This window comes from Cellulomonas gilvus ATCC 13127, assembly GCF_000218545.1.
Lineage (GTDB): Bacteria > Actinomycetota > Actinomycetes > Actinomycetales > Cellulomonadaceae > Cellulomonas > Cellulomonas gilvus.
Map to the genome: position 1 here is coordinate 482,323 of NC_015671.1, position 25,371 is coordinate 507,693.

28 protein-coding genes are annotated in these 25,371 nt (G+C 75.0%); 21 read left to right on the forward strand and 7 right to left on the reverse strand.

The window, feature by feature from the left end:
* Positions 1–61 precede the first annotated feature (61 nt).
* Complete coding sequence (locus CELGI_RS02215) at positions 62–1,279, forward strand: M20 metallopeptidase family protein (RefSeq protein WP_081465410.1); 1,218 nt, start codon at positions 62–64, stop codon at positions 1,277–1,279.
* A gap of 7 nt (positions 1,280–1,286) precedes the next feature.
* Here CELGI_RS02215 and CELGI_RS02220 read toward each other — a convergent pair whose 3' ends face one another.
* A complete protein-coding gene (locus tag CELGI_RS02220) occupies positions 1,287–1,589 on the reverse strand; it encodes a hypothetical protein (RefSeq protein ID WP_013882485.1) in 303 nt (100 codons plus the stop codon).
* Between the two features lie 186 nt (positions 1,590–1,775).
* On the opposite strand from CELGI_RS02220, the gene CELGI_RS02225 reads away from it, so the two are divergent.
* From CELGI_RS02225 to CELGI_RS02235, 3 genes are read left to right on the forward strand one after another with little or no spacing between them, the layout of a single operon-like run.
* Positions 1,776–2,159, forward strand: coding sequence for a cold-shock protein (locus CELGI_RS02225; protein WP_013882486.1), 384 nt, complete (start codon positions 1,776–1,778; stop codon positions 2,157–2,159).
* Positions 2,160–2,161: 2 nt separating this feature from the next.
* A complete protein-coding gene (locus CELGI_RS02230) occupies positions 2,162–3,118 on the forward strand; it encodes a DUF3027 domain-containing protein (RefSeq protein WP_013882487.1) in 957 nt (318 codons plus the stop codon).
* Positions 3,115–6,285, forward strand: a complete 3,171-nt coding sequence (locus CELGI_RS02235) for a sacsin N-terminal ATP-binding-like domain-containing protein (protein WP_013882488.1) — start codon at positions 3,115–3,117, stop codon at positions 6,283–6,285. The genes CELGI_RS02230 and CELGI_RS02235 overlap by 4 nt, the downstream gene beginning before the upstream one ends.
* Before the next feature lie 3 nt (positions 6,286–6,288).
* Here the strand turns inward: CELGI_RS02235 and CELGI_RS02240 are convergent, their stop codons facing one another.
* On the reverse strand, positions 6,289–6,513 hold the full coding sequence (locus CELGI_RS02240; protein ID WP_013882489.1) for a DUF2530 domain-containing protein: 225 nt from the start codon (positions 6,511–6,513) through the stop codon (positions 6,289–6,291).
* A 161-nt stretch (positions 6,514–6,674) separates the two neighbouring features.
* Here CELGI_RS02240 and CELGI_RS02245 point away from each other — a divergent pair, with 161 nt between their 5' ends.
* Positions 6,675–6,884 (forward strand): BldC family transcriptional regulator, encoded by a 210-nt coding sequence (locus CELGI_RS02245; protein ID WP_013882490.1) that lies wholly within the window; start codon positions 6,675–6,677, stop codon positions 6,882–6,884.
* Positions 6,885–6,906: 22 nt separating this feature from the next.
* On the opposite strand, the gene CELGI_RS02250 is transcribed toward CELGI_RS02245, so the two are convergent.
* The 5 genes from CELGI_RS02250 to flgN form a co-directional block, all read right to left on the reverse strand.
* A complete protein-coding gene (locus CELGI_RS02250) occupies positions 6,907–8,091 on the reverse strand; it encodes an EAL and HDOD domain-containing protein (protein WP_013882491.1) in 1,185 nt (394 codons plus the stop codon).
* Positions 8,092–8,178: 87 nt separating this feature from the next.
* Positions 8,179–8,589: a flagellar assembly protein FliW gene (locus CELGI_RS02255; protein WP_013882492.1), complete on the reverse strand. Its 411-nt coding sequence runs from the start codon at positions 8,587–8,589 to the stop codon at positions 8,179–8,181.
* On the reverse strand, positions 8,586–9,464 hold the full coding sequence (gene flgL / locus CELGI_RS02260; protein WP_013882493.1) for a flagellar hook-associated protein FlgL: 879 nt from the start codon (positions 9,462–9,464) through the stop codon (positions 8,586–8,588). Before flgL ends, CELGI_RS02255 begins: the two co-directional genes overlap by 4 nt.
* A gap of 9 nt (positions 9,465–9,473) precedes the next feature.
* Complete coding sequence (gene flgK / locus CELGI_RS02265; protein ID WP_013882494.1) at positions 9,474–10,907, reverse strand: flagellar hook-associated protein FlgK; 1,434 nt, start codon at positions 10,905–10,907, stop codon at positions 9,474–9,476.
* A gap of 41 nt (positions 10,908–10,948) precedes the next feature.
* Positions 10,949–11,428 (reverse strand): flagellar export chaperone FlgN, encoded by a 480-nt coding sequence (gene flgN / locus CELGI_RS02270; RefSeq protein WP_013882495.1) that lies wholly within the window; start codon positions 11,426–11,428, stop codon positions 10,949–10,951.
* A gap of 415 nt (positions 11,429–11,843) precedes the next feature.
* Between flgN and CELGI_RS02275 the strand changes: the two genes are divergently transcribed.
* From CELGI_RS02275 to CELGI_RS02355, 16 genes are all read left to right on the forward strand, one after another.
* Complete coding sequence (locus tag CELGI_RS02275; RefSeq protein WP_013882496.1) at positions 11,844–12,707, forward strand: sigma-70 family RNA polymerase sigma factor; 864 nt, start codon at positions 11,844–11,846, stop codon at positions 12,705–12,707.
* 115 nt (positions 12,708–12,822) lie between these two features.
* Positions 12,823–13,962 carry a flagellin N-terminal helical domain-containing protein gene (locus tag CELGI_RS02280; RefSeq protein WP_013882497.1) on the forward strand — a complete coding sequence of 380 codons (1,140 nt, stop codon included), beginning with the start codon at positions 12,823–12,825 and terminating at the stop codon, positions 13,960–13,962.
* Between the two features lie 136 nt (positions 13,963–14,098).
* Complete coding sequence (fliD, locus tag CELGI_RS02285) at positions 14,099–15,481, forward strand: flagellar filament capping protein FliD (protein WP_013882498.1); 1,383 nt, start codon at positions 14,099–14,101, stop codon at positions 15,479–15,481.
* 16 nt (positions 15,482–15,497) lie between these two features.
* On the forward strand, positions 15,498–15,920 hold the full coding sequence (gene fliS / locus CELGI_RS02290; RefSeq protein ID WP_013882499.1) for a flagellar export chaperone FliS: 423 nt from the start codon (positions 15,498–15,500) through the stop codon (positions 15,918–15,920).
* Positions 15,921–15,923: 3 nt separating this feature from the next.
* A complete protein-coding gene (locus tag CELGI_RS02295) occupies positions 15,924–16,283 on the forward strand; it encodes a hypothetical protein (RefSeq protein WP_013882500.1) in 360 nt (119 codons plus the stop codon).
* A gap of 186 nt (positions 16,284–16,469) precedes the next feature.
* Complete coding sequence (locus tag CELGI_RS02300; RefSeq protein ID WP_013882501.1) at positions 16,470–16,817, forward strand: flagellar basal body rod protein FlgB; 348 nt, start codon at positions 16,470–16,472, stop codon at positions 16,815–16,817.
* Positions 16,817–17,215, forward strand: coding sequence for a flagellar basal body rod protein FlgC (locus CELGI_RS02305; RefSeq protein ID WP_013882502.1), 399 nt, complete (start codon positions 16,817–16,819; stop codon positions 17,213–17,215). The genes CELGI_RS02300 and CELGI_RS02305 overlap by 1 nt, the downstream gene beginning before the upstream one ends.
* Positions 17,215–17,544: a flagellar hook-basal body complex protein FliE gene (fliE, locus tag CELGI_RS02310; RefSeq protein ID WP_013882503.1), complete on the forward strand. Its 330-nt coding sequence runs from the start codon at positions 17,215–17,217 to the stop codon at positions 17,542–17,544. Before CELGI_RS02305 ends, fliE begins: the two co-directional genes overlap by 1 nt.
* Positions 17,544–19,142 carry a flagellar basal-body MS-ring/collar protein FliF gene (fliF, locus tag CELGI_RS02315; protein WP_013882504.1) on the forward strand — a complete coding sequence of 533 codons (1,599 nt, stop codon included), beginning with the start codon at positions 17,544–17,546 and terminating at the stop codon, positions 19,140–19,142. Before fliE ends, fliF begins: the two co-directional genes overlap by 1 nt.
* A complete protein-coding gene (gene fliG / locus CELGI_RS02320; protein ID WP_013882505.1) occupies positions 19,142–20,146 on the forward strand; it encodes a flagellar motor switch protein FliG in 1,005 nt (334 codons plus the stop codon). Before fliF ends, fliG begins: the two co-directional genes overlap by 1 nt.
* Entirely contained in the window at positions 20,139–20,744 is a 606-nt protein-coding gene (locus CELGI_RS02325) for a FliH/SctL family protein (RefSeq protein WP_013882506.1), read from the forward strand. The genes fliG and CELGI_RS02325 overlap by 8 nt, the downstream gene beginning before the upstream one ends.
* Positions 20,741–22,054, forward strand: coding sequence for a FliI/YscN family ATPase (locus CELGI_RS02330; RefSeq protein ID WP_013882507.1), 1,314 nt, complete (start codon positions 20,741–20,743; stop codon positions 22,052–22,054). The genes CELGI_RS02325 and CELGI_RS02330 overlap by 4 nt, the downstream gene beginning before the upstream one ends.
* Complete coding sequence (locus CELGI_RS02335) at positions 22,051–22,497, forward strand: flagellar FliJ family protein (protein WP_013882508.1); 447 nt, start codon at positions 22,051–22,053, stop codon at positions 22,495–22,497. The genes CELGI_RS02330 and CELGI_RS02335 overlap by 4 nt, the downstream gene beginning before the upstream one ends.
* On the forward strand, positions 22,494–23,369 hold the full coding sequence (locus CELGI_RS02340; protein ID WP_013882509.1) for a C40 family peptidase: 876 nt from the start codon (positions 22,494–22,496) through the stop codon (positions 23,367–23,369). The genes CELGI_RS02335 and CELGI_RS02340 overlap by 4 nt, the downstream gene beginning before the upstream one ends.
* Entirely contained in the window at positions 23,366–24,772 is a 1,407-nt protein-coding gene (locus CELGI_RS16245) for a flagellar hook-length control protein FliK (RefSeq protein ID WP_013882510.1), read from the forward strand. The genes CELGI_RS02340 and CELGI_RS16245 overlap by 4 nt, the downstream gene beginning before the upstream one ends.
* Positions 24,773–24,814: 42 nt before the next feature.
* The gene (locus CELGI_RS02355) at positions 24,815–25,330 is read left to right on the forward strand and encodes a flagellar hook assembly protein FlgD (protein ID WP_013882511.1); all 516 of its coding nucleotides are present in this window, start codon (positions 24,815–24,817) and stop codon (positions 25,328–25,330) included.
* The last annotated feature ends 41 nt before the right edge of the window (positions 25,331–25,371 follow it).

Sequence of the window (25,371 nt, forward strand, 5' to 3'; positions counted from 1 at the left end):
CCGGTGCGGACGGCTGGGGGTCCCGGTGCGGGACCGGATAGCGTCGGGCGCAGCCGAGCGGATGGAGGACGACGTGGTCGAGGTCAAGGCGCTGCACGACGAGGCGCGCGCGATGCTGCCGGAGATCGCCGCGCTGCGGCACGCGCTGCACCGCGTCCCCGAGCTCGCGCTCGATCTGCCGCGCACGCAGGCGCTGGTGCTCGACGCGCTCGCGGGGCTCGACCTGGAGATCAGCACGGGTGACGGCCTGAGCTCGGTGGTCGCGGTGCTGCGCGGCGGCCGGCCCGGGCCGGCAGTGCTGCTGCGTGGGGACATGGACGCGTTGCCCGTGACCGAGCAGACGGGTGAGCCGTTCACGTCCGAGCACGTGGGCCTCATGCACGCGTGCGGGCACGACATGCACGTGGCGGGGCTGGTGGGCGCGGCCCGGCTCCTGGCCGCGCGCCGCGCGGACGTCGCGGGCGACGTCGTGCTGATGTTCCAGCCCGGTGAGGAGGGCGACGGCGGCGCGGAGATCATGATCGAGCAGGGTGTGCTCGACGCCGCCGGCCAGCGCGTGGTGGCCGCGTACGGCGTGCACGTCGCGTCGGGCCTGCTGCCGCACGGTGTGGTCTCCGGGCGCGCGGGCACGGCCATGGCGGCGGCGGACTCCGTCGTCGTCACGGTGCACGGGTCCGGCGGCCACGGGTCGGCGCCGCACCGCGCGCTGGACCCGGTGCCCGTCGCCGCCGAGATCGTGCTCGCGCTGCAGGCGATGGTCACGCGCCGGTTCGACGCGTTCGACCCCGTGGTGGTGACGGTCGGCGCGCTGCATGCGGGCACGGCGAACAACATCATCCCGGCGTCCGCGACGCTCGAGATCACGGTGCGCACGTTCTCCCGCGACACGTGGCAGGCCGCACCCGAGCGGCTGCGCGAGGTGTGCGAGCACGTCGCCGCCGCGCACGGCCTGACCGCCGAGGTCGACTACCGGCGCGGCTACCCCGTGACGGTCAACGACCCGCACGAGCTCGAGCGGACCGCGCGCCTGACGCGCGCGATGCTGGGCGAGGACGCGTGGCAGACGATGCCGCAGCCGCTGGCCGGTGCCGAGGACTTCTCCTACGTGCTGCAGGAGGTGCCGGGCTCGTTCGTGTTCGTCAGCGCGCTGGCGGCGGACGGGGACCCGGTCACGGCGCCGTACAACCACTCGCCGTACGCGCGGTTCGACGACGCGGCGCTGGCCACCGGTGCCGCACTCCTGGCCGGGCTCGCGCTCGACCGCCTGGCCGAGGGCTGACCGGACCTCACATGCGCACGAGCAGCGTCGTCGCCATCGCCACGCCGAGCGCGCACCACGCCGCACGCAGCGCCTGACCGCGCAGCAGCCCGAGCCCGCAGCCGAGCGTCAGGACGAGCGCCGCGAGCCCGCGCATGATCTGCGTGACCAGGTTGTCCTGCCCGATCGTCAGCCCCGCGACCGTGGCCATGGCCAGGACGAACCAGCCGAGCTGCGACAGCACGGTCGCGTCGCCCCGGACTCGCACGGTTCCCTCGTCGAGCGGCTGGGGCTCGTGCGTGCGGGCCAGGTGGTCGTGCGTCGTCGTCATGAGGTGCTCCCGGGTGGTGGTGGTGACCCGGTCAGCCTTCCCGGCCCCGTGCGCGACCACGAGGGGGACAACCCACGGATCCGCGCGCGGCCCGGGGGTCGACGCCGGGCGCCGGGCACGAATGTCCGTGCGGGGGCCGGTAGCCTAGGCGCCGACTGTTCCTTCATCTCACGACAGGGGTCCGCCGTGCCCACCGGCAAGGTCAAGTGGTTCGACACCGAGCGCGGGTTCGGGTTCATCGCCGCCGACGACGGCGGCGAGGTGTTCCTGCACGCCTCGGCGCTGCCCGCGGGCGTGACCGCGCCCAAGCCGGGCGCCAAGGTCGACTTCGGCGTCGCCGACGGCAAGCGCGGACCTCAGGCGCTGTCCGTCACCCTGCTGGACCCGCTGCCGTCCGTGGCCAAGGCCCAGCGCCGCAAGCCCGACGAGATGGTCGTCGTCGTCGAGGACCTCATCAAGGTGCTCGACCGCGTCGGCGGGGACCTGCGCCGTGGCCGCTACCCGGACGCCGCACGCGGCAAGGCGTACGCCGCCGCGCTGCGCGCCGTCGCGGACGAGCTCGAGGGCTGATCATGGCCACCGCGACCCGGCCGGCCGCACGCGCCGCCGCCAAGAAGGACGCCGTGCTCGGCTCCGCCGTCGACCTCGCGCGCGAGGTGGCGGTCGAGATCGCCGTGGACCCCGCCGACGTGGGCGAGCACCTGGGCGTCGTCGTCGAGGGCGAGCGCCTGGTGTCGCACCGGTTCGCGTGCCTGGCCCGCGGCTACCGCGGCTGGGAGTGGACCGTGACGGTCGCACGCGTGCCGCGCGGCCGCACCGCCACGGTGTGCGAGGCCGAGCTGCTGCCCGGTGCGGACGCGATCCTGGGCCAGGCGTGGGTGCCGTGGTCCGAGCGCCTGCAGCCCGGCGACATCGGCCCCGGCGACGTGCTGCCGTTCCGCGCCGACGACCCGCGCCTCGAGCCCGGCTGGACCCCCACGGGCGATCCCGCGCTCGACGAGGTCGCGATCGACGAGCTCGCGCTCGCGCGCGTGCGCGTGCTGTCCCCGCAGGGGATCGACGAGGCCGCCGAGCGCTGGTACCGCGGGTCGCGCGGGCCGACGAGCGCGGGCGCCCTGGCCGCCGCCGCGGCGTGCGGGTCCTGCGGCTTCCTGCTGCCGCTGCAGGGGTCGCTCGGCACCGTGTTCGGCGTGTGCACCAACGAGTGGTCGCCCGACGACGGCCGCGTGGTGTCCTTCGACCACGGGTGCGGCGCGCACTCCGAGACCGACGTCGAGCCCGCCCCGAGCGAGTGGCCCGCGCCGGACCCGCTGATCGACGAGATGCGGCTCGAGCTGGTCCCGCGCGAGCCCGCGCCGTCCGACGAGGCCGACGCGCGGACGGTCGAGGCCGGGGCGGACGACGTTCCCGCCGAGCCCGCCGCGGACGACGTGCCCGCCGACGAGCCGGTGGCGAGCGACGCACCCGGCGAGCAGACCGCACCGCCGGCGGACGGCGGCACCGCCGACGAACCCGCCGCGGAGCGGTGACGGTCGACCCCTTCGACACCGCCGCGCTGCGTGCGGCGGTCCTGACCGCCTGGCGCTCGTCGCCCGCGCGGCTACGGGAGGATGCGAACACCGAGGAGGACCACGCGCGCGGGTACTACCGCGACCGCGTGGTGGTCGAGCTCGCGCAGAACGCGGCGGACGCCGCGGTGCGGGGCGGGGTCCCCGGACGCCTGCTGCTGCGCCTGGCGCGCACCGACGAGGGCACGACGCTGGTCGCCGCGAACACGGGTGCGCCGCTCACGGCCGAGGGCGTGGCCGCGCTCGCGTCGATGCGCGCGTCGGCCAAGCGCTCGGACCAGCCGGGCGTCGTCGGCCGGTTCGGTGTGGGCTTCGCGGCCGTGCGGGCGGTCAGCGACGAGCTGAGCGTGGTCTCGACCACGGGCGGTGTGCGGTTCTCGCTGCGGGACACCGCGCAGGTGCTGGCCGACCTCGTCGAGGACGCGGGGCCCGACCGCCCGGGCCTCGAGCAGGAGGTGCGGCGGCGCGACGGCTCGCTGCCCGCGCTGCGGCTGCCGTTCGCGGCCGACGGTCTGCCGCCCGAGGGCTTCGACACCGCGGTGGTGCTGCTGCTGCGCGACGAGGTCGCCGCCGACGAGGTACGTGCGCTCCTGGCCGCGGTCGACGACGCGCTGCTGCTCGCGCTGCCCGGCCTGGTCGAGGTGGTGGTCGAGGACGGGACCGGCGAGGGTGGCCCGCGCCGGCTCGCCGACGTGCACGCGCGGTGGCTGGTCGCGTCCGCCGAGGGCGACGTGCCGCGTGAGCTGCTGACGGACCGGCCCGTGGAGGAGCGCGACGCCGCACGCTGGCGCGTGACGTGGGCGGTGCCGCGCACCGACCCGGGCGAGCGCACCGACCCGTTCGCGTCCGACCCGTTCGCCCCCGACCCGCGCGCCTCGGCCGCGGTGCCGCGTGTGGTGCACGCGCCGACGCCCACGGACGAGCCGCTCGACGTGCCCGCGCTCCTCGTCGCGACGCTGCCGCTGGACCCGACGCGCCGCCACGTCGCCCCCGGCCGGCTGACCGACGCGGTGCTGCGGCATGCGGCCGACGTGTACGCCCGGCTCGCGGAGCAGGTCGCGGACGCGGGTGGCGACCCGTTGGGGCTCGTGCCGACGACGCTGCCCGCCGCGGCGATCGACGCGACGCTCCGCCCGCTGCTCCTGGACCGCCTCGCGAGCGCCGCCCTGCTGCCCCCGGCCGCACCCGAGGACGGGGACGCCGGGCTCGTCGCCCCGCGGCGGGCGGTCGCGCTCGCGGGCGGCGGGCCGGCCGACGCGCTCGCGGTGCTGGGGCGGCGCGTGGGTGCGCTCGTCGTGGTCTCGCCCGGGCGCCAGGCGCAGGTGCGGCTGCTGGGCGTGGAGGTCCGGACGCTCACGGACCTGGTCGAGGAGCTGCCGGCCGACGACGACTGGCCCGCGCTGTACGGCGCGCTGGAGGCCCTCGCACAGGCCGACCCGGTGGGCGGCGAGGCGCTCGCGGGCCTGCCCGTGCCGCTCGCCGACGGCCGCGTGGTGCGCGGCGCGCGGGGCTGCGTGGTGCTGGGCGAGGAGCTCGGGGCGGTGGTCCGGGACGTCGTCGGGACGCTCGCCGGGTGGGGCGTGCGCGTGGTGGACCCGACCGCGGCGCACCCGCTGCTCGGCCGGCTCGGCGCGACCACGCCGGACGCGCTGGGGCTGCTGCGGCTGCCCGCGGTGCGGGACGCCGTGCTCGCGTGGGACGAGGACGACGAGCCGGGCGACGGGCCCGACGTGACCACCACGGTGCTGACGCTGGTGCGCGCCGTGCTGCCCGCGCGCGACCCGTCCCGGTGGCGCGCCACCACGGGCGCGTGGGACGCGCTGCCCGCCGACGTGCGCGAGTGGCTCGCGCTGCTCCCCGTGCCGGCCGCGAGCGGCGAGCACGCGCCGGCCGACGGGCTGGTGCTGCCGGGGTCGCCCGCGCACCGGCTGCTGGACGAGCGGGTGCTCGCCCCGGTCGCGGTCGAGCAGGTCGAGCGGTGGGATGCCGCCACGCTGGTCGCCGTGGGGGTGCGCGAGGAGCTGGTGACCGTCACGGTGCCCGACGTCCTGACCGGCGAGGAGCCGGTGGAGGACGCACCAGGCGCGCTGGTGGCCGAGTCGCTCGACGGCTGGGCCGAGTACCTGGAGCACGTCGCGGCGCACTGCGGACCGGGCGCGTACCTGGGCGACGTGACCGCGGTGGCGGACCTGGACGCGGTCGCGCCCGACGCGTGGCCGGACGTCCTCGACGCGCTCACGGGCACCGCGGTGCTGCGGCGCGCGCTGCTCGAGCCGGTGCGCTCCGACCAGGGCACCACGCTGCCGTCCTACACCGCGTGGTGGCTGCGTGAGCGCGCTCCGCTGGGCGTGGCCGGCCCGTTCGTCGTGGGCGGAGGAGCGGGTCTGTCGGCGCTGCTGCCGCCCGCTCCCGCCGCGGTGCGCGCGCTGGACGCCGAGGTCCAGCGCGCGCTCGGCGGCGTCGTGGAGCCCGCGGACGTGACCGCGGCGGACTGGACCGACCTGCTGGACGCGTGGCCCGCGGGTGAGCGCGTGGACGTGCGTGCGGCGGCAACGGTGTGGCGGTACGCGACGCCCGACGCCGCGCCGGACCGGGTGCCCGCGCTCGTCGGCGACGGCAGCGTGCTCGTCGTCGCGGCGCACGACGCGGCGGTCGCCGCGAGCCCGATGTGGTGGCAGCGCACCGACGTCGCGGCGCTGGTCCCGGCTCGGGATGACGACGAGGCGCTGCGGCTGTGCCGTGCGCTGGACCTGCCGCGCGTCTCGGAGCTCGCGCGCGGCATGGTCACGCGCGACGACGGCCGTGAGGCGCCCGTGCCGGCCGAGGTCCGCGCGCTGCTGCCGGATGCTCCGGCCACGTGGTGCGAGCACGAGGACCTCCGGGTGGACCACGTGCCCGTCGCGTGGTGGGTCGACGTGGTGCACGACGAGGTGCGCGTGCACGCCGCGACGCTCGCCGGCCTGGCCGCCGCGCTCGCGCAGACGGCCGGGCGGTGGGCGCTGCGCAGCGCGCTCGAAGCCGTGCTCACCGACGCGACGCGGGTGTCCGAGCTCGCGCTCGACGCCGCGCTGGACGCGGCGGGGGGGTCAGCAGGAGAGTCTGCCGGGGAGCGAGCGGGCGAGGCCTGACCGTCAGGCGGCCGGCGACGCGGGACGGTGCCGCACCGCCCACAGCACGCCCAGCCCGCCCAGCGCGAGCCCCGTGGCGCACACCGCGACGGGCACCCACCCCGTGGTCCCGGTGAGCGCGAGCACCGCGGTCGCGGCCAGCCCGACGGCCCACAGCACCATGCCGATGCGCATCACGCGCGCGAGGTCGACCTCGACGGGGGGCGGGGGGTCATGCGTGGGCGGCACGCGCGCAGCCTACGCCGGACGCCGCGGCGCCACCTGAAGGACGGTGTCGGGGCCCCGCTGCTGCATTCGGGGGACCTCGCACGCGAGCCGATGCGCGATCCGGACGAAAGGCGCACGATGGGGCGATCCGGTTGCTGGGCACAACAGAGGCGGGGGCTCTCATGGCAAGCACGCACGAGCACGAGGAGATCCTGCTGACGCCCGGTGAGGTGGCGTCGCTGTTCCGCGTGGACCCCAAGACGGTGACGCGCTGGGCACGCGCGGGGCGGCTGACCGCGATCCGCACGCTCGGTGGTCACCGTCGCTACCGCGAGTCGGAGGTGCTCGCGCTGCGCGAGCCGCCGACCCAGTCGGCCGCGGTCGAGCGCTGACCGCCGCGGCGCCTCCGGCGGGTCAGGCGGCGAGCGGGGCGGCCATCTGCGCGGCCGAGGACAGCGCCTCGGGCATCGCGTCGAGGTAGACGCGCGCGACGTCGCCCGGCTGGAACCCGACCGCGCGGATCGCGTCGTCGTCGGCGGCCTCGTGCGCGAGCGCGGCCTCGAGCGCGGCGCCGTACGGACCGCCCTCCTGCCGCAGCGCCGCGGCCACGTCCGGCGAGACGCCGGACTGCGCGACGACGGACTCGACCGAGATGTCGAGCGCGGCCGTGACGCCGGACAGCAGGCCCACGGTGTAGCCGACCTCGTGACCGCTGAGCCGCCAGGTGGCCAGCGCACGCGTGATGACCGTCCACAGCACGTCGACCGCGGCAGGCTGCTGCGCGAGCATCGACGACGAGACCAGCGCGGACAGCCGCTGCGGTCCGAGCAGACCGACGGCCCGCGAGAGCGAGTCGACGTGGTGGCGGATGCCGGTGCTCGAGGAGTTGACCGAGCGCAGCACGCGCATCGACAGCTCGGGGTCGATGCCGACCGCGCGCGTGACCTCCGCGTGGTCGGGCATCGGCTGCGCGAGCAGCCGGACGAGCTCCAGATGCATGCCCTCGCCCGCGGTGAGCGCGCGCCCCGCACCGGCCTCCTGACGGCGCAGGAGCGGTGCCTGCACCAGGTCGCAGCCGAGGTCGCGTGCGAGCGCGGCGCGTTCGCGCGTGTCACCGTGCAGCCCCACGGTCCACGCGCCGGCGTCCTGCACCTGGGCGATCCGCTCGGCGAGCCGGTCGGGGTCGTGCCGCAGGTCGATCTTCACCATGTCCGCGAGCGGGAGGAGCGCGCGCTGCGCGAGCGTGTCGGTGTAGGACCCGAGCGCCACGCCGTAGCCGAGCTCGCGCATGGTCGCGAGCGACTCCTCGGCGTACGCGTGCTTGACCCAGCCCGCGGGCACCTCGAGCACCAGGCTGCGCGGTGCGTCGGGGACCGCGTCCTCGCCGCGCAGCATCGGGGTCGTCGCCCGCAGGACCACGGCGTGGTCACCGACGACGTCGGCGAGGTCCACCCGGGCGTACTCGGCGGCCACCAGCCGGTCCTCGGCCGCGGGGGTCATGAGCGGGCTGGCGTCGTCGACGCGCGCGTGCACGGCATAGCCGAACAACGAGCCGTCGGCGTGGACGAGCGCCTGACGCTGGATGACGGCGGCGGGCATGGGACCTCCTGGGCCGGAGAGAGTGGGCTGCTGTCCACCCCATCGGCAGATGGTCCGCGGAGCTGAGCGGTCCGGACGAGTGAACCCTCAGGTCAGCGGCGCGCGCAGCGGCCAGTCGGCATCCAGCACGGTCTGCTGCGCGGTCGCGGCGGCCGGGTCGACCACGAGCGGCGCGAGCAGGTTCGCGGTCGCGGGCTGGTCGGCGGTCGGCGGGTGCACGACGACGAGCAGGCGGCGCTCGCCCTCGGCCGGGACCTCGGGCTCGTACCCCGGGAAGTAGTGCGTGGGGTCGACGACGAACAGGCGCGTGGCCGGGCCGTCCTGCGAGCGCAGCGTGAACAGGCCGTCGGCCTCGGCGACGGGCTCGAGCACGTAGCGCGTCCGGCCGGGCAGGCCCGGCAGCGGCTCGGTGAGCGTGAGCGCGGCGGGCACCTCGGTGCCGCCCAGCGTGACGAGGGCGCGGTCGGCGGGTGTGCCGAGCATGGCGGCCGGGCTCATCGCAGGAAGTCCAGGAGCGTGGGCTGCAGGACCTTGGCGGCCGCACCGAGCGCGCCCTTGTAGGCGACCTCCTGCGACTGCAGCTCGAGGATGACCTCGGCCAGGTCCACGTCCTCGATGCCCGAGATGCGGGCCTTGGTCTCGACGTCGCGTGCCGCGAGCGTCTCCTGCGTCTCCATGATGCTCTTGTGCCGTGCGCCGACCCCGGCGAGCTGGGTCACCATCGACTCGAGCCGGTCGTCGATCGCGTCGAGGTGCGGCGTGGGGTCCGTGCCGGCCCGCAGGCTCGCGGAGATCGTGTCGAGGAGCGCGAACACCGAACCGGCGCCCGTCCCGTAGACCGCGGCGCCGTCGCCGTCGACCCGGACCGTCGTCGTGGAGCTCACGCGCCGCTCGACCGAGGACCCCGTCCCGCTCCATGCGTACGCGGAGTCGAACGCGGCGGGCGCGTCCGACGTGCCCGCGAACACCGAGCGGCCCACGTACGTGGTGTTGGCCTGCGAGAGCAGCTGCGTGCGCAGCGTGTCGACCTCGTCGGCCAGCGCGTCGAGCGACGTCTGGCCGAGGGCCCCGTTGCCGCCGCGGACCGTGAGGTCGCGCGCCTGGCGCAGCGCGGCGAGCGAGGAGGAGATCGCGGTGTCGACCGTCTGGAGCCACGAGCCCGCGTCGGCCGCGTTGCGCTGGTACTGCGTGTCCGCACGCTGCTCGCCGCGCAGCCGCAGCACGTCCGAGGTGGCCGAGGGGTCGTCCGACGGGACGTTGACCTTCTTGCCGCTCGACATCTTGTTCTGCAGGTCGGCCATCGCGGTCAGGTTGCCCTGCAGGTTCGCGAGCGTGCTGCGCTGCACCGTCTGGTGCGTGACGCGCGAGATCATGGCTGGCTCCTATCGGCCGACGACGCCGGTGCGGTTGATGAGGGTGTCGAGCATCTCGTCGATCGCCGTCAGGACGCGGGCCGCGCCCTCGTACGCCCGCTGGAACGCGAGCATGTTGACGGTCTCCTCGTCGGTGTCGACGCTCGCCTGCGCGAGCTGCTGCTGGACGGCCGTGGTGCGGGCCGCCTCCGCGACGGTCGCGCGGGACGTGGCGCTCGCGGATCGGACGCCCAGGTCCACGACGGTCTCGCTCCACACCGCGTCGGGACCCCCGGCGGCGGTGCCGAGCTTGCCGATGAGGTCCGCGACCGAGCCGTCGTGCGCGCCCGCGCCCGCGGTCGCGACCGCGACGTCGGACGGCGCGGAGATCGCGACCGTGAGGCCGAGCGCCGCGGGCTTGCCGGGCGTGAACGTGAAGAAGTCGCCGCCGGGCGTGCCGTCGGAGCGCACCGCCGTGCCGTGCAGCGCGTTGACCTTCGTCGCGATCGTCGTCGCGAGCGTGTCGTAGCGGGCCGCGGCCTCGGCGAGCACGCCGCCCGAGCCGCTGCCGTCCGCGGGGGCCAGCACCGACAGCAGGCCGGCCACGCGGCCGCCGGACAGCGCGGCGCTCTGCGTCGGGCGCTCGGCCCACACGACGTCGACGCCCACGGCGGGGCTGCCGGTCACCTGGTCGAACGCGGTGGCGCCCGAGACCGCGAGCGCGTTGACGCGCTTGCCGCTGACGAGCGTGTTGCCGCCCACCAGGACGTCGACCGTGCCGTCCGCGCGGATGTCGGCGGACGCGCCGACCAGCTGCGAGAGCTGCGTGACGAGCAGGTCGCGCTGATCGGCGAGCTCGTGCGCGGTGGCGCCGGACGCCGTGATCGACGCGATGCGCTCGTTGAGGTCCGCGATGTTCGCGGCGGCGGTGTTGACCTGGTCCACGAGCGCGACCGCGGTCGAGCGCGACTGGCTCCACTGCGTGGCGACGTCGGAGTAGAGCGTGCCCACGCGCGTCGCGACGTCACGCGACGACTCGAGCAGCACGGCGCGGTTGGCGTTCTTGTCGGGGTAGTTGCCGACCTCCTGCCACGCGGCCCACATGTCCGACAGCTGGGTGGACAGCCCCGTCTTGCCCGGCTCCCCGAGCGACTTCTCGAGCGTCGTGTAGGCCTCGGCCCGCGCCGCGAGGAAGGACGACGAGGACGTCGTCGCGCGCAGGCGCGCGTCGAGGAAGACGTCGGCCAGGCGGTCGACGCTGCTGACGCGCGTGCCCTGCCCGATGCCGTCGTTGGTGGAGAACATGGACGGCACCTGCACTCCCGAGACCGGCGACATCGTCGCGCGCTGGCGGGTGTAGCCCACGGTGTTGGCGTTGGCGATGTTCTGGCCGGCGACGTCGAGCGCCTGCCGCTGCGCGATCAGCGAGCTCAGCGCGGTGCCGAGCCCGGAGAAGGTGCTCACGGTCGGTGTCCTCCTGGTCCCGCCTCGCGGCGGATCGTGGGTCAGAGAGTGCGGTCGACGAGCAGCGCGTCGGCGGCGGTGCCGGCGCTGCGGCCGGAGCCGTCGTAGGTGTGGACGTCGTGCAGCGACGCGAGCGTCTCCTGCGTGGCGCGGTGCGACATCGCGAGGAGCTCGCGGTTGCCGTCGGCGAGCTGGGAGATCTCCGCGGTGAGCGAGGCGAACGAGTCGCGGTGCTGGCGGAGCAGCTCGTCCCAGGGGGCGGGCGCGGCGTCGGCCAGGTCGGCGAGCGCGGCGCCGTCGGGCAGGCCGAGCTCGGCGCACGCGGCGGAGGCCTCGACCGAACGACCGAGCTCCGCGTCGCGGATCTGGGAGAGCACGGCCTCGACCTCACGCGTCGCGTGAGCCAGCCAGCGGGTGCGGCCCGCGGTGAGCAGCAGCTGCTCCTCCTCGAGCTTGAACAGCAGCAGCTCGAGCAGCGTGCGCTCGTGCCAGAGCACCTCGGACAGGGCGTCGAGGGCCATGTGTCAGAACCTCCTTAGCGGGCCGCGCCGGCGATGTGGAGCAGCCCGGCCTCGAACGCACCTATCGGCAGGGGCGTCCGGTTGCTGAATGCTCGCGTGGATCTGGTGGCATTGTGCCGTCGCAACCGGGTGATGGACAGGTGGGAGCGCGACCTTCGGACGTTCCAGACAACGCTCTGACCTGGACGCCCGTCCACTTTCGTCGTTCGTCGACCAAAGTCCCTGTGACGTACGTCACACACGTAGGACGTAGGTCCTTGCACCTAGACAAGTGTCCAGACTTGTCTTTGCGCAGGTCGCCACGCTTCCACGCCCGAATCGTTCCGATGAGTCATGGGGACGTGAACATGTGAGCGCGAAAACGGGATCGAGTTTTGATTCAAGCCGACACTCCGAAGCGCCGACCCCCTTTCTCGTGAGCCACGACATCGACCGCGACGCCCTCGTCGTCCAGAACCTCGCCCTCGTCGGCTATGCCGTCAGCGAGATGCTCCGTCGCGTCCCGCCGACGGTCTCCCGCGACGAGCTGGCGTCCGCCGGCAGCCTCGCTCTGGTGCTCGCGGCGCGCTCCTACGACCCGAGCACGGGCGTGCCGTTCGCGCGCTACGCCTCGCTGCGGATCCGGGGCGCGCTCGTCGACGAGCTGCGGTCGATGGACTGGGCGAGCCGTGGTGCGCGTACCCGCGTGCGTGAGCTGGCCGCCGCGAGCGAGCGGCTCACCGCCGCCATGGGTCGCCCGCCGACGCGTGAGGAGCTCGCGTCCGCGCTGGGCACCCAGGTGTCGCAGGTCGACGAGGTGCGCAGCGACGCCGCGCGTCGCGTGCTCTCGATCGACGCCGGCGACGGCCCGAGCATCGTCGACCTGGTCGTCGACGCCGGTCAGACGCCCGAGCAGGCCGTCCTGGCCGGTGAGCGGCTGCGCTGGCTGCGCGCGAGCGTGGACACGCTGCCCGAGCGGCTGCGCGTCGTGGTGCGCGGGATCTTCCTCGAGGACCGCTCCGTGGCCGAGCTGGCCGAGGAGCTGGGCGTCACGCAGTCCCGGATCAGCCAGCTGCGCACCGAGGCCCTCGGGCTGCTGCGCGACGGCATGAACACGCACCTGGACCCTGACCTGGTGACCCCGGCCGAGCGGCCCGACGGTGTGGCCGAGCGCCGCCGTCAGGCCTACTTCGCGTCCATCGCGGCGCGCACCGCGCAGTACGCGGCCGCCGAACGCCTGTCGTTCGTGCCCCAGCCGTCGCAGCCGGCCGTCGTGCGCGAGCACGCGTCCACGGCCTGACGAGAAAGCTCGCAGATTCGTCTCGAGAAAACCTCATCACCCGGGATCGACCGCCGATTCGGAAGGTGTGCCCACGGAAGGGCTGACCTGACCCGACTCAAGGAGGAAGATCACGATGGGTCTCTCGATCAACAACAACATCGCGGCGCTGAACTCGTACCGCAACCTGTCCAGCACGCAGAACGACCTGAGCAAGTCCCTCGAGAAGCTCTCGAGCGGCCTGCGCATCAACCGGGCCGCGGACGACGCTGCCGGTCTCGCGATCTCCGAGGGCCTGCGCGCCCAGATCGGCGGCACCAAGCAGGCCGTCCGTAACGCGCAGGACGGCATCTCCGTCGTGCAGACCGCTGAGGGCGCGCTCACCGAGACGCACTCGATCCTCCAGCGCATGCGCACGCTGTCGGTCCAGGCCGGCAACGACGGTGGTCTGTCGAACTCCGCCAAGTCCAACATCCAGGACGAGATGGACCAGCTCAAGACCGAGCTGACCCGCATCGCCGACACCACGCAGTTCAACGGCACCAAGCTGCTGAACGGCAACTACAACGGCACGTTCCAGGTCGGCGCCAACACCGCGGCTGCCGACAAGATCTCGGTGGACCTGACCGGTTCCTCGATGGGCGCGGTCGGCCTGGGCGTCGACGGCGTGAACGTGACCAACACGGGCACCTCGTGGACCGCGGACGTCGACCTGGCCGCGGCCGTGGCTCCGTCGGGTGCCGTCGGTGCGCTGTCGATCACCACGGCGGCGGGCGTGACCAACCTGGCCCTGGACCTGACGGCCTGGGACACGACGGGCACCTCTGACGCAGCCAAGGCGAACCACGCGCTCCTGAACGACGAGCTCTCGAAGGCGGTCTCCTCGACCAACTTCAGCGCGTCGGTCGACTCCTACGGCAAGGTGACCATCGGCGGCGCCGGCATCACCGCCGCCTCGGCGCTCACGGTCGCCGCGGCCAGCACCCCGGGCTCCGGCTCGGCGGACGCGGCGATCAACTCGATCGACGCGGCCATCACCAAGGTGTCGGGCGTCCGCTCGCAGCTCGGTGCCGTGCAGAACCGCTTCGACCACACCATCAACAACCTCAACGTCGCGGTCGAGAACCTGTCCGCCTCGGAGAGCCGCGTCCGCGACACGGACATGGCGCAGGAGATGGTGTCCTTCACCCGCTCGCAGATCCTCTCGCAGGCGGGCACCGCGATGCTGGCCCAGGCCAAGTCGCTCCCCCAGAGCGTCCTGCAGCTCCTGCAGTGACCCTCGCTCCGGTCTCCTGACCGGACCCGGACTCGGGTGCACGGCCGGATCCCCCATCCCCGGCCGTGCACCCGAACCGCTTTCCCCGCACGGCACCTGATCGAACGAGCAGCACCGAACGAGCACTGGAGCAGACATGGCGGCGATCGACGGCCTGGTCAGCGGTCTGCAGACCGCCGACCTCATCGACAGCCTCATCACGTTGCAGTCGGGCACGCAGTCGCTCCTCAAGAACAAGCAGTCCACCGCGAGCTCGCTCGTCACCGCGCTGCAGTCGCTCAACACCAAGGTCGCCTCGCTCGCCGAGCACGCCGCCAAGGTCGCCAAGCCCGCGTCCTGGGACGCGGTCACGGCCACCGCGAGCGACAAGTCCGTCACCGCCACGGCGGGTGCGGGCGCCCAGCCCGCGACGCTGTCGTTCCGGGTCGGCGCGGTCGCCGCGTCGCAGTCCTCGCTCGTGACGCTCCCGGCGGCCGGACAGTACGGCTCGGCGACGCCCACGTTCACGATCACGCGCAACGGCGAGACCACCAGCGTGACCGCCGCGAGCACGTCGGTCCCGGACATCGTCGAGGCGTTCAACGCATCCGACACGGGTGTGCGGGCGACCGCCGTCAAGGTCCCCGAGCTCGACGCCGGCGGTGTGCCGACCGGCGCCAGCACCTACGTGCTGCAGCTCACGGGCACCGAGACCGGCGCCGCGAACTCGTTCTCCCTGACGTACACGGGCGCGTCCGGGCAGGAGCCCGCCGCGCTCGAGCAGGTCCGCGCGGCGTCCGACGCGTCCCTCACGCTGTTCCCGGGATCGTCCGCGCAGCGCACGCTCACGTCGGCGAGCAACACGTTCGACGACCTCATGACCGGGGTCGACGTCACCGTCTCGGCCGTGACCGCCGCGGACGCCGCACCGGTCACGGTGAGCGTGGCCGCGGACTCGAGCGCGCTGCGCTCGCTCGCCTCGGGCCTGGTCACCAACCTCTCGACGGTGCTCACGGAGATCAGCTCGCGCACCGCGTCCAAGACCACGACCGCCAGCGACGGCGGCACGGTGGTCACCGGTGGCCTGTTCTCCGGCAACGCCACCATCCGCATGCTGCAGCAGACGATCCTCGAGCAGGCCTCGGCCCCCGTCGGCGGCGTCTCACCGTCCGACGTCGGCGTCGTGATCGGCCGCGACGGCACGTTCACGTTCGACCAGACGAAGTTCGACGCCGCGCTCGCGGCCGACCCCGCCAAGGTCGAGGCCGTGCTGACCGGCATCGCCAAGAACCTGGCGGCCACCGCCAAGGGTGCATCCGACTCCGGCACGGGCACGCTGTCCGTGACGGTCCAGTCGCAGCAGTCGCTCGTCAAGGACCTCGGTGAGCAGATCACCGACTGGGACGACCGCCTCGCGGCCCGCCGCGTCGCGCTCGAGCGCCAGTACGCGAGCCTCGAGACCGCGCTGTCCAGCCTGCAGTCCCAGTCCAGCTACCTCGCGAGCCAGATCGCCGCGCTGACGGCGTCGTCGTCGAGCTGACACTTCAGGAGGAGCCATGTACGACGCACGCACGCGCTACGTCACCGCCGCCGTCGAGACGGCGGCCCCCGCCCGTGTGGTGACGATGCTGTTCGACCGGCTGCTGCTCGACGTCGACCGCGGTCACGCCGCGCTCGAGCAGGGCGACGTGCTCGGTGGGCGCTCGCACCTGCAGCACGCGCAGGACATCGTCGCCGAGCTCATGGCGAGCCTCGACGCCGCGTCCTGGGAGGGTGGCCCCGGCCTCATGGCGGTGTACGCCTACCTGTACTCGACGCTCGTCGAGGCCGGCGTGCAGGGCGACGCGGGCAAGGTGCTGGAGTGCCGCTCGATCGTCGAGCCGCTCGCCACGACGTGGCACGAGGCGGCCGCGCTGGCCGCCGCCGCCGCACCCGCGGCACCCGCACCCGCCGCCGCGGGCCTGCTCGGGGTGGGCTGACGCATGACCCCCGCCCTCGGCTCGGCCGTCGTCAGCGCTGACGAGGTCGTGTGGCACGAGCGGTGGGAGGCCGCGCTGGCGGCCCTCGAGCTCGACGTCGACGCCGCCGAGGAGCTCCTGCGCATCTCGCACCTGCCGACCACCGCGCAGGTCGCGCGCGCGGCCGCGTGGCGCCCGCCCGCAGGCCTCGGCCCGCTGCCCGCGCCGCTGCTGACGCGCGCGCAGGCGCTGCTGGACCGCCAGCTCGACGTCGCGCAGCGGCTCTCGCAGGCCGCCGCGCTGTCCCGTCGGCAGCTGGCCGCGGCCCAGGTGCTGCGCGCGCGACCCGACGCCGTTCCGGTGTACCTGGACGCCCAGGGCTGAACCGGCCCTGAGCCGGCCCTGAGCCGGCACTGCGCCGGCGCTGCGCCGAACGGGTGAGGTCTCGCGGCCGGCGCGCGGAACTCCTCACGAACCCCCGCCGCCCTCCGATGGGGCGGCAGAGCACGGACCGCTCGAACCGCAGGCCATGGATGGCCGCCCCCGCCACCCGTGGATGAGGCGAACCCTGTGGGCCTTCTCAACTCCGTGAGCTATGTCGCGGTCAACTCCGCACTCGACTCACTCGCCCTGCGTCAGCGTGCCATCGCCGACAACGTCGCGAACCTCCAGACCCCCGGCTACCGGGCGCGCGTCGTGGAGTTCGAGGCCGAGCTCTCGCGCGCCGTCGGCCAGGGGTCGGGTGCCGCCGACGCGACGATCCGACGCTCGTCGGCCGCGACGCAGCTGAACGGCAACAACGTCAACCTCGACGAGCAGACGCTGCTCAACGTCGAGACGAACCTGCGCTACCAGCTCGCGACGCAGGCGGCCTCCGGCCAGTTCAGCTCCGTGCGCGCCGCGATGAGGACCAGCTGATGTCCATCTTCGGCGCCATCGGCATCGCGCAGTCCGGCCTCACCGTGCACCGCACGTGGCTCGACGCCGTCTCGGACAACCTGGCCAACATCTCGACGGTGCGCCCGACGTCCGAGGCCGCGTTCCAGGCCCGGTACGTCGTCGCGCAGGAGACCCCGGGTCCCGAGGGCGGCGCGCAGGTCGTGGGCGCGGCGTTCGGCTCGGCGGAGGGGCGGATGGTCTACGAGCCCGCCAACCCGCTGGCCGACGAGAACGGCTACGTGCGCTACCCCGACATCGACATGTCGAGCCAGATGACGCAGCTCATCATGGCCCAGCGCGGCTACCAGGCGAACGCCGCGGTGGTCGACCGGGCCAAGGAGACCTACACCGCAGCCCTCCAGATCGGACGCTCCTGATGCCCACCCCCATCGCGCCCGTGGGCGCCGTCGCCTCCGCGGTCACCGCGGTCGCCCCCACCGCCGCGGTCACCGGCCCGGGTGCGACGCAGGCCGCCTCGGCCGTGTCCGGCGCCCAGTTCTCCTCGGTGCTCGGCTCGATCGACTCGCTGCAGGCGCTGCAGTCGCGCTCGTCGGACCTCGCGGTCCAGGCCGTGACCGGTGACCTCGAGAACGTGCACGACTACACGATCGCCGCCGCCGAGTCCTCGCTCGCGCTCGAGCTCACCGCAGCCGTGCGCAACAAGGCCGTCGACGCGTTCACCGAGATCATGAGGATGCAGGCCTGATGCCCGCGCAGATGCAGGCCGCCCTGGGCAAGCTCACGGGCGCCGTCAAGGAGTTCTCCACCGCGCAGCGCACGCTCGCGATCATCGGCGTCGCGGTGCTGGTGCTGGGTGGCGTCGCGCTCTCGTCGTGGCTGTCGCGCCCCGCGCTCAGCCCGCTGTTCACCAGCCTGTCCGGCGCGGACGCCGCAGCGGTGGTCGAGGAGCTCGACGCACAGGGTGTGCAGTACGAGCTCGCCGACGGCGGCTCGACCGTCATGGTCCCCGCGTCGCAGATCTACGCGCAGCGCATCAACCTGGCCGCGGCCGGCATCCCGGCGAACTCGGACGGCGCGGGCTACTCGCTGCTGGACGACATGCCGATGACGTCGAGCGAGTTCCAGCAGGAGAAGACGTACCAGCGCGCGCTCGAGGGCGAGCTCGCCCGGACCATCGGCGCGATGGACGGCGTCGAGTCCGCGACCGTGCGTCTGGCGATGCCGCAGGAGACCGTGTTCACCGAGACCGCGGGTGAGCCCACGGCGTCGGTGTTCGTCCGCACGCGCGCCGGCTCCACGCTCGGCGCCGACCAGGTGCAGGCGATCACGCACCTCGTCGCGGCCGGCATCCCGGAGATGGCACCCACCGACGTGGCCGTCGTCGACGCGTCCGGCCAGGTGCTGTCCGCGGTCGGCACGGGCACCACGGGCCTGTCGGGCGGCGAGGTCAGCGACTACGAGGAGCGCGTGCGCTCGTCGGTGCAGACGCTGCTGGACCGCGTGATCGGCCCCGGCCGGTCGGCCGTGACCGTGACCGCCGAGCTCGACTTCGACGAGAGCCAGCGCACCACGGAGACGTTCGACGCGACGAAGGACACCCCGCCGCTCGCGTCGTCGACGAAGACCGAGGAGTACACCGGCACCGACCAGACCGCCACGGGCGTGCTGGGTCCCGACGAGGACGTCGTCGGTCCCGACGGCACGGGTCAGGGCGGCGCCTACAAGTCGACCAGCGAGGACGTCACCAACGCGATCAACAAGACCACCGAGGTGGTCAAGGCGGCGCCGGGCGCGGTGCAGCGCCAGTCGATCGCCGTCGTCGTCGACTCCGAGGCCGCCGCGGGTCTGGACCTGACCGAGCTGCAGGCCACCGTGGCCGCCGCGGCCGGCGTGGACACCACGCGTGGCGACACGCTCGCGCTGCAGGCCGCCGCGTTCGACACCACGGCGGCGCAGGACGCGGCCGCCGCGCTCGCGGCCGCCGACGCCGCGGCCAAGGCCGACGCGCAGAACGCGCTCATCCGTCAGGCCGCGATCGGCGGCGTCGTGCTCATCGTGCTCATCGTCATCGGGATCCTCATGGCGCGCCGGTCGCGCAAGTCGCGCCGCGAGGCGGTCGACCTGGGCGTGCTGCCCGTGCTCGACGGCCAGGGCGGTGCCACCGCACAGCTCGAGGGCCTGGACGTCGACGCGCTGCCGGTCCTGCCGCCCGCACCGCTGCCGACCACGCCCGACCCGCTGGCCATCAAGCGCGCCGAGATCTCCGCGCTGGCCGACGAGCAGCCCGAGGAGGTCGCGGACCTCCTGCGCTCGTGGCTGTCCACGCCGAGCGGTGCGCGCTGATGACCGTCATGCTGCCCGGGCCGCAGAAGGCCGCGATGCTCCTGGTCCAGCTGGGCCGCGAGCGGGCCGCCAAGGTCATGGCGAGCCTGGACGTCACCGAGATCGAGGAGCTCACGGCGCAGATCCTGCGCCTCGACCGCGTCGACCAGCAGCAGGCCGACGCCGTGCTCGAGGAGTTCTACGACGCGTCCGTGATCGGCCCCGGCCTGGGCGGCGGCATGGGCCTGGCCCAGCAGCTGCTCGAGGCGTCCCTGGGTGCCGAGGCGGCCGCGACCGTCATGGAGCGCCTGCAGATCCACCTCGCGGGGCAGCCGTTCGAGTTCCTGCAGCAGGCCGATGCGCGTCAGGTGGTGTCGCTGCTGTCCGGCGAGCACCCGCAGGCGATCGCGCTCGTGCTCGCGCACCTGCGTCCCGACCACGCGTCGACGATCCTGGCCGGGCTCGAACCGGGCCTGCAGGGTGAGGTCGCGCACCGCATCGCGCTCATGGAGCGCGCGTCGCCCGACGTCGTGACCGTGGTCGCCGAGCAGCTGCAGCGCAAGGCCTCGGCCGTGCTCGCGCCGCGCGAGCTCGCCGCGGTCGGCGGCGTGCAGCCGCTCGTCGAGATCATCAACCGCGCCGACCCGACCACGGAGAAGGCGATCCTCGAGGGCCTGGCCTCGCGTGACGAGCAGCTCGCCGAGGAGGTCCGCAGCCGCATGTTCGTGTTCAACGACATCGTGCTGCTCGAGGACCGGGCGATGCAGATGGTGCTGCGCCAGGTCGAGACGGCCGAGCTGTCCGTCGCGCTCAAGGGCGTGTCCGACGAGGCGCGCGAGACCGTGCTGCGCAACCTGTCCGAGCGGGCCCGCGAGAACCTCCTCGAGGAGATCGACATGCTCGGCCCGGTCCGCCTCTCGCAGGTCGAGGAGGCGCGCGCCGGCATCGTCCAGCAGATCCGCCGCCTCGAGGAGAGCGGCCAGATCGTCATCCGCCGCGAGGGGGAGGACGAGTACGTTGCCTGACTCCGCCACGCTGGTGCTGCGCCCGCTCACGACGAGCGCGGCCGACGAGCTCGTCCAGGACTCCGCACGTGCGGAGGGCTTCGCCGCGGGCTACGCGGCCGGTGCCCGCCGCGCGGCGGCCGACGCCGCGGTCGCGGCCGAGCGGACCGCCCGGCAGGCAGCCGCGGACGCCGAGGCGCGCCGCCGGTCGCTCGACGAGGCGCTCGGCCTGCTCGCGCGGGCCGCCGACGCCGTGCGCGCGCTGACCGCACCCGTGCTGGCCGAGGCGTCCGCCGCGGTGCACGCCGCGGGGCTGGACCTCGCGCACGCCGTGCTGGGTGCCGAGCTCTCCGACGCGCCGCACGCGGCACGTGCCGCGCTCGCACGCGTGCTCGCCACCGAGCCCGGCCCGGGGCCCGTGACCGTGCGCCTGCACCCCGCCGACGCGGCGCTGCTCGCGGACGTGCAGGTGCCCGACGGCTTCGTCGTCGAGGCGGACCCGTCGCTGCACCGCGGCGACGCGCTCGCGGTGCACGCCGACGGTCAGATCGACGCCCGCATCGACGCCGCGCTCGACCGCGCGCGCGCCGCGCTCGCGCAGCACGTGGACCGGCCATGAGCACGCTCACCCTGCCCCGCCCCGTCCTGGACGCGGCCCGGCCGCAGCCGGTGGGCGTCCTGCGCGCGGTCGTCGGGCTCACGCTCGAGGTCGTCGGGACGCGGTCCGCGGTCGGCGACCTGGTGCGCGTGGGTGACGGCCCGGACGCCGTGCTCGCGGAGGTCGTGGCCGCCACCGGCGGGTCCGCGCACTGCATGCCCCTGGGCGCGACGCGCGGCCTGGGTGCGGGCCTGCCGGTCCGCCCCGCGGGCGCGCTGCGCGTCCCCGTGGGCTCGGGCCTGCTCGGCCGCGTGCTCGACGGCTTGGGCCGCCCGATCGACGGCAAGGGCCCGCTGCGCGCGCAGGCGTGGGTGCCGGTCGACGGGACCGCACCGCACCCTCTCGAGCGAGCGCGCGTCGACACGCCGCTCGACCTGGGTGTGCGCGTGCTGGACACGCTCGTGACGGCCGGGCGCGGTCAGCGCCTCGGCCTGTTCGCCGGCTCGGGCGTCGGCAAGTCGAGCCTGCTGTCGATGATCGCGCGCGGCACGGAGGCCGAGGTCTCCGTCATCGCGCTCGTCGGCGAGCGCGGGCGTGAGGTGCGCGAGTTCCTCGAGGACGACCTCGGCCCCGAGGGGCTCGCCCGGTCCGTCGTCGTGATCGCGACGTCCGACGAGCCCCCGCTCGTGCGGCTGCGGTCGGCGTTCGTCGCGACGCGCATCGCCGAGCACCTGCGTGACGAGGGCCGCCACGCGGTCCTGATGATGGACTCCCTCACGCGTGTCGCGATGGCCCAGCGCGAGATCGGCCTGTCCGTGGGTGAGCCGCCCGCGACGCGCGGCTACCCGCCGAGCACGTTCGCGCTGCTCGCGCAGCTCCTGGAGCGTGCGGGCACCGGCCCGCGCGGCTCGGTCACGGGTCTGTACACCGTGCTCGTGGACGGCGACGACCACAACGAGCCGATCGCCGACGCGGCACGTTCGATCCTCGACGGGCACGTGGTCCTCGACCGCCGGCTCGCCGTGGCCGGGCACTTCCCGAGCGTCGACGCGCTCGGCTCGATCAGCCGGGTCGCGTCGCGCGTCACGACGGGTGAGCAGCGGGCCGCGGCCCAGCGGCTGCGCTCGGTCATGGCGGCCCGGCGCGCCGCGCAGGACCTGCTCGACGTCGGCGCGTACGTGGCCGGCACCAACCCCCTGGTCGACGCGGCCGTCACGCACGGCGCGCAGATCGACGCCTTCCTGCAGCAGGGCATGGACGAGTCCGCGCCCGCCGCTCAGTCCTGGGAGCGCCTCGGCGCCCTCGTGCACACCCTGGGAGAGCTGCCATGACCCGACCCTTCCCACTCAGCGGTCTGCTGCGTGTGCGCGCCCGTGCCGAGGAGCGCGCGGCCGTGGAGCTCGCGGCCTCGCGCCGCGACGCGGACCGTGTCCGTCTGCGCCAGCAGGCGACGCGTGAGGCGCTCGCGGGCTCCGAGCTGCCCTCGGGCCGCGACGAGCTCGCGTGGATGGCCGCCGTGTCCAGCCGCTCGACGCTCGCGGTGCTGCTGCAGGAGGCCGAGCGTGCGGTCGAGGAGGCCGAACGTGACGTCGCCCAGCAGTCCGCGCGCTGGTCGCTGGCCCGCCGCGACGTCCGCGCGATCGACCGTCTGGCCGAGCGCCACGACGCGACCGAGCGTGCGTCCGAGGCCCGCGCCGAGCAGAACGTGCTCGACGAGGTCGCGGCCCGCATGACGGGCCGCACCGTCGGCGGCGCGCAGGAGGCCGGCGCATGACCGGGCTCGCCGCCGTGCAGGCGCGCATGGCCGAGCTGCAGCAGCTCGTCGCACCGCCCGCCGCGACCTCGTCCGTGGGCGCGTCCGAGGTCGACTTCTCCGCCGCGCTGCAGCAGGCGTCCCAGGTGCTGGGCGCCACGCCCACGACTCCCGTGCCCACCACGGCGCCGATCCCGGCACGGCCCACCGAGGGCCCCACCACGAACATCGCGCCCGGCTCGGGCGTCTCCGGCCAGGACCTGGTCGAGGCGGCCAAGAAGTACATCGGCACGCCCTACGTGTGGGGCGGCGAGTCGCTGTCCGAGGGCGGGCTGGACTGCTCGGGCCTGGTGCTGCGCTCGCTCACCGACCTGGGCGCCGCGGACGGCGTGCCGCGCGTCGCGCGGGACCAGCAGAGGCTCGGCACCAAGGTCGACTCGCTCGACGACGCGCTGCCCGGGGACCTGCTGGTGTTCGGCGGCGGCTCGCACATCGCGATCTACGTCGGCGACGGCCAGATGATCGACGCGCCCAAGCCGGGCGGCCGGGTCAGCGTGCGCGACGTGTACGCCGAGCCGACGAACATCCGCCGGATCCTGCCGCAGGAGCAGGCCGCGGGCGCCGAGCTGGCGTCGTCGCCGGTCCTGACGGCCGGGCTCACGGGACTGTCGGGCCTGTCGGGTGCCGCGGGCACCGACGCGCTGGCGTCGCTGAACGGGCTGAACGGGCTGACCGCCGGCAGCGGGGGCGCTCCCGACCTGGGCGCGCTCGCCGCGCTCGCACAGACGTACCTGCCCTCGCTCACGGGTGAGCAGGGCTCGGCCGCGGCCTCGACGGCCGCGTCCCGCACGCAGTGGCAGATCCTGTCCGGCCTCCTGGGGGGTGCAGCATGACGACGAGCCCGCTGAGCCTGGCCGCCGCACGCGCCACGGCGCCGGCGCGTCCGGACGCGGCCCGGGGCGACGCCTCGGGTGCGCGTGACTTCGCGCAGGCGCTCGACCGTGCCGACCGCGCGTCCGCCGACCGCACGCAGGCGGCCCGCCCGTCGGCGGCGCGGCCCGCGCGCGACGACGCGGCACGCACCGAGGACCGGTCCGAGCCCCGGCGTGCCGAGACGCGTCGGGGCGAGACCCGGCGCACCGAGCGTGCGCCCGTGGAGCGACCCGACCGCACCGCCGTGGGCGATCCCACGACGACGCCGGCCACCGACCAGGCCGCGCCGGCCGCGGACGTGACGGCCGACGCGGCGGACGCGACCGCGCCGGCGCCGACGACCGACACCACCGGACAGGCGGCCACGGCCGCGACGCAGGACGGCGCCGCGGCGGCCGGAACCGTTGCGCAGCCCGGCCTGGCCGGCCTCGTCGTGCCGACGCCGGCGGCAGCCGCGTCGCCCACGACGACCGCGGCGGTCGACGTCGCGGCCCCCGCGGCCGCGCCCGTCGTCGACGCCGTGGCGTCGCCGGCCACGGCGAGCGGCCCCGTGCCCGCCACCCCCGTGGAGGCCGCGGCGCCGACCGCCCCGGCCGCGACCGCCACCCCGGCCGAGCCCTCCGCGGCGGCCGACCCGACGGCGCCGCGCACCGCGGGCACGCCGACGGCTCCCGCAGCACCGGCCGACGCGAGCACCGCGCGGACCGGTGCGACGCACGGCACCGCGCCGGTCCGGACCGCCGCACCCGCCGCTGCGGCGGACACCGCGGCAGCGGTCGAGCCGGTGACCGCGCGGCCCGCCGAGGCGACGGCACCCGTCGCCGCCGCGGCTCCCACGGGCGCGACGGCCACCGCCGCGGCACCCGTGCCGGCCCAGGGGCCCGTGCCCAGCACGCCGGCGGCCCCCGCGGCCCCGGCCGCCGCACCCGCGGCTCCGGCGACCACTGCGCCCCCGATCGCCGAGCAGCTCGGCGCCCGGTTGACCACGCTCGGTGGCCTGCACCGCGGCACGCACGTGCTGACCGTGCCGATCGACCCCGAGCACCTCGGTCCGGTCCGGATCGTCGCGCACATCGGTGCCGAGTCGGTGCGCGTCGAGCTGGTCGGGGCCACCGAGGCCTCGCGCCAGGCGCTCCAGCAGCAGCTCGGCGACCTGCGCCGCGACCTCGCGGCGGCGGGCATCCAGGTGGATGTCGGCGACCGCCGCGGTCCCGGTGCCGAGGCCGGCTCGTCGTCGGACGGCGCGGCACAGGGCCGCACCGGCCGCTCGTCGGACCGGACCGACCCGCGGACCGCACCGCCCGAGGCGGACGCCACGGCGCCGTCACCCACCCGTACCGGCCGGCTCGACCTGGTCGTCTGACCCGGCCCACCCGCACCAGACCCACGCACTCCAGGAGCACGCATGACCATCGACACCTCGTACGCCACGGGGACGAGCGGCTACGGCACCTCGCCCACGCAGTCGAGCAGCACGCTCGACTCGCAGGCGTTCCTCGACCTCCTGGTCGCGCAGCTGCGCAACCAGGACCCGTCCTCGCCCATGGACTCCTCCCAGATGATGGCGCAGTCCACGCAGCTGGCGACCATGGAGCGGCTCGTCGAGCTGTCCGACACGTCCCGCGAGGCGTTCGCGCTGCAGATGCGGGCCGCGGCGGCGGCGCTCGTCGGCCAGAAGGTCACCTGGACCGACGCCGAGGGCGTCGAGCAGACCGGCGTCGTCTCGGGCGTGTCCTACCGCGGCGCGGTGCCCACCGTGACCGTCGGTGACCAGGAGATCCCGCTCGACCAGGTCGCCACGGTGACCGCGGGCAGCACGCGCACCGGCACCGGCACCGGCGAGGGCGACGGACCGGGAGCCGTCGACCCGATCACGCCGCCCGAGGCCATCGACCCCATCGAGGACCCCGTCCCCGCCTGACCCAGGCCACCCACCACCGACTGCCGCGCCACCCGGCCCGG

Bases quoted from the DNA above. Each gene is read 5' to 3' on its own strand.
- CELGI_RS02215 (WP_081465410.1), top strand. From the start codon at position 62: ATGGAGGACGACGTGGTCGAGGTCAAGGCGCTGCACGACGAGGCGCGC.
- CELGI_RS02220 (WP_013882485.1), bottom strand. From the start codon at position 1,589: ATGACGACGACGCACGACCACCTGGCCCGCACGCACGAGCCCCAGCCG.
- CELGI_RS02230 (WP_013882487.1), top strand. From the start codon at position 2,162: ATGGCCACCGCGACCCGGCCGGCCGCACGCGCCGCCGCCAAGAAGGAC.
- CELGI_RS02245 (WP_013882490.1), top strand. From the start codon at position 6,675: ATGGCAAGCACGCACGAGCACGAGGAGATCCTGCTGACGCCCGGTGAG.
- CELGI_RS02250 (WP_013882491.1), bottom strand. From the start codon at position 8,091: ATGCCCGCCGCCGTCATCCAGCGTCAGGCGCTCGTCCACGCCGACGGC.
- CELGI_RS02255 (WP_013882492.1), bottom strand. From the start codon at position 8,589: ATGAGCCCGGCCGCCATGCTCGGCACACCCGCCGACCGCGCCCTCGTC.
- flgL (WP_013882493.1), bottom strand. From the start codon at position 9,464: ATGATCTCGCGCGTCACGCACCAGACGGTGCAGCGCAGCACGCTCGCG.
- flgN (WP_013882495.1), bottom strand. From the start codon at position 11,428: ATGGCCCTCGACGCCCTGTCCGAGGTGCTCTGGCACGAGCGCACGCTG.
- CELGI_RS02280 (WP_013882497.1), top strand. From the start codon at position 12,823: ATGGGTCTCTCGATCAACAACAACATCGCGGCGCTGAACTCGTACCGC.
- fliD (WP_013882498.1), top strand. From the start codon at position 14,099: ATGGCGGCGATCGACGGCCTGGTCAGCGGTCTGCAGACCGCCGACCTC.
- fliS (WP_013882499.1), top strand. From the start codon at position 15,498: ATGTACGACGCACGCACGCGCTACGTCACCGCCGCCGTCGAGACGGCG.
- CELGI_RS02295 (WP_013882500.1), top strand. From the start codon at position 15,924: ATGACCCCCGCCCTCGGCTCGGCCGTCGTCAGCGCTGACGAGGTCGTG.
- CELGI_RS02305 (WP_013882502.1), top strand. From the start codon at position 16,817: ATGTCCATCTTCGGCGCCATCGGCATCGCGCAGTCCGGCCTCACCGTG.
- fliE (WP_013882503.1), top strand. From the start codon at position 17,215: ATGCCCACCCCCATCGCGCCCGTGGGCGCCGTCGCCTCCGCGGTCACC.
- fliF (WP_013882504.1), top strand. From the start codon at position 17,544: ATGCCCGCGCAGATGCAGGCCGCCCTGGGCAAGCTCACGGGCGCCGTC.
- fliG (WP_013882505.1), top strand. From the start codon at position 19,142: ATGACCGTCATGCTGCCCGGGCCGCAGAAGGCCGCGATGCTCCTGGTC.
- CELGI_RS02330 (WP_013882507.1), top strand. From the start codon at position 20,741: ATGAGCACGCTCACCCTGCCCCGCCCCGTCCTGGACGCGGCCCGGCCG.
- CELGI_RS02335 (WP_013882508.1), top strand. From the start codon at position 22,051: ATGACCCGACCCTTCCCACTCAGCGGTCTGCTGCGTGTGCGCGCCCGT.
- CELGI_RS02340 (WP_013882509.1), top strand. From the start codon at position 22,494: ATGACCGGGCTCGCCGCCGTGCAGGCGCGCATGGCCGAGCTGCAGCAG.
- CELGI_RS16245 (WP_013882510.1), top strand. From the start codon at position 23,366: ATGACGACGAGCCCGCTGAGCCTGGCCGCCGCACGCGCCACGGCGCCG.
- CELGI_RS02355 (WP_013882511.1), top strand. From the start codon at position 24,815: ATGACCATCGACACCTCGTACGCCACGGGGACGAGCGGCTACGGCACC.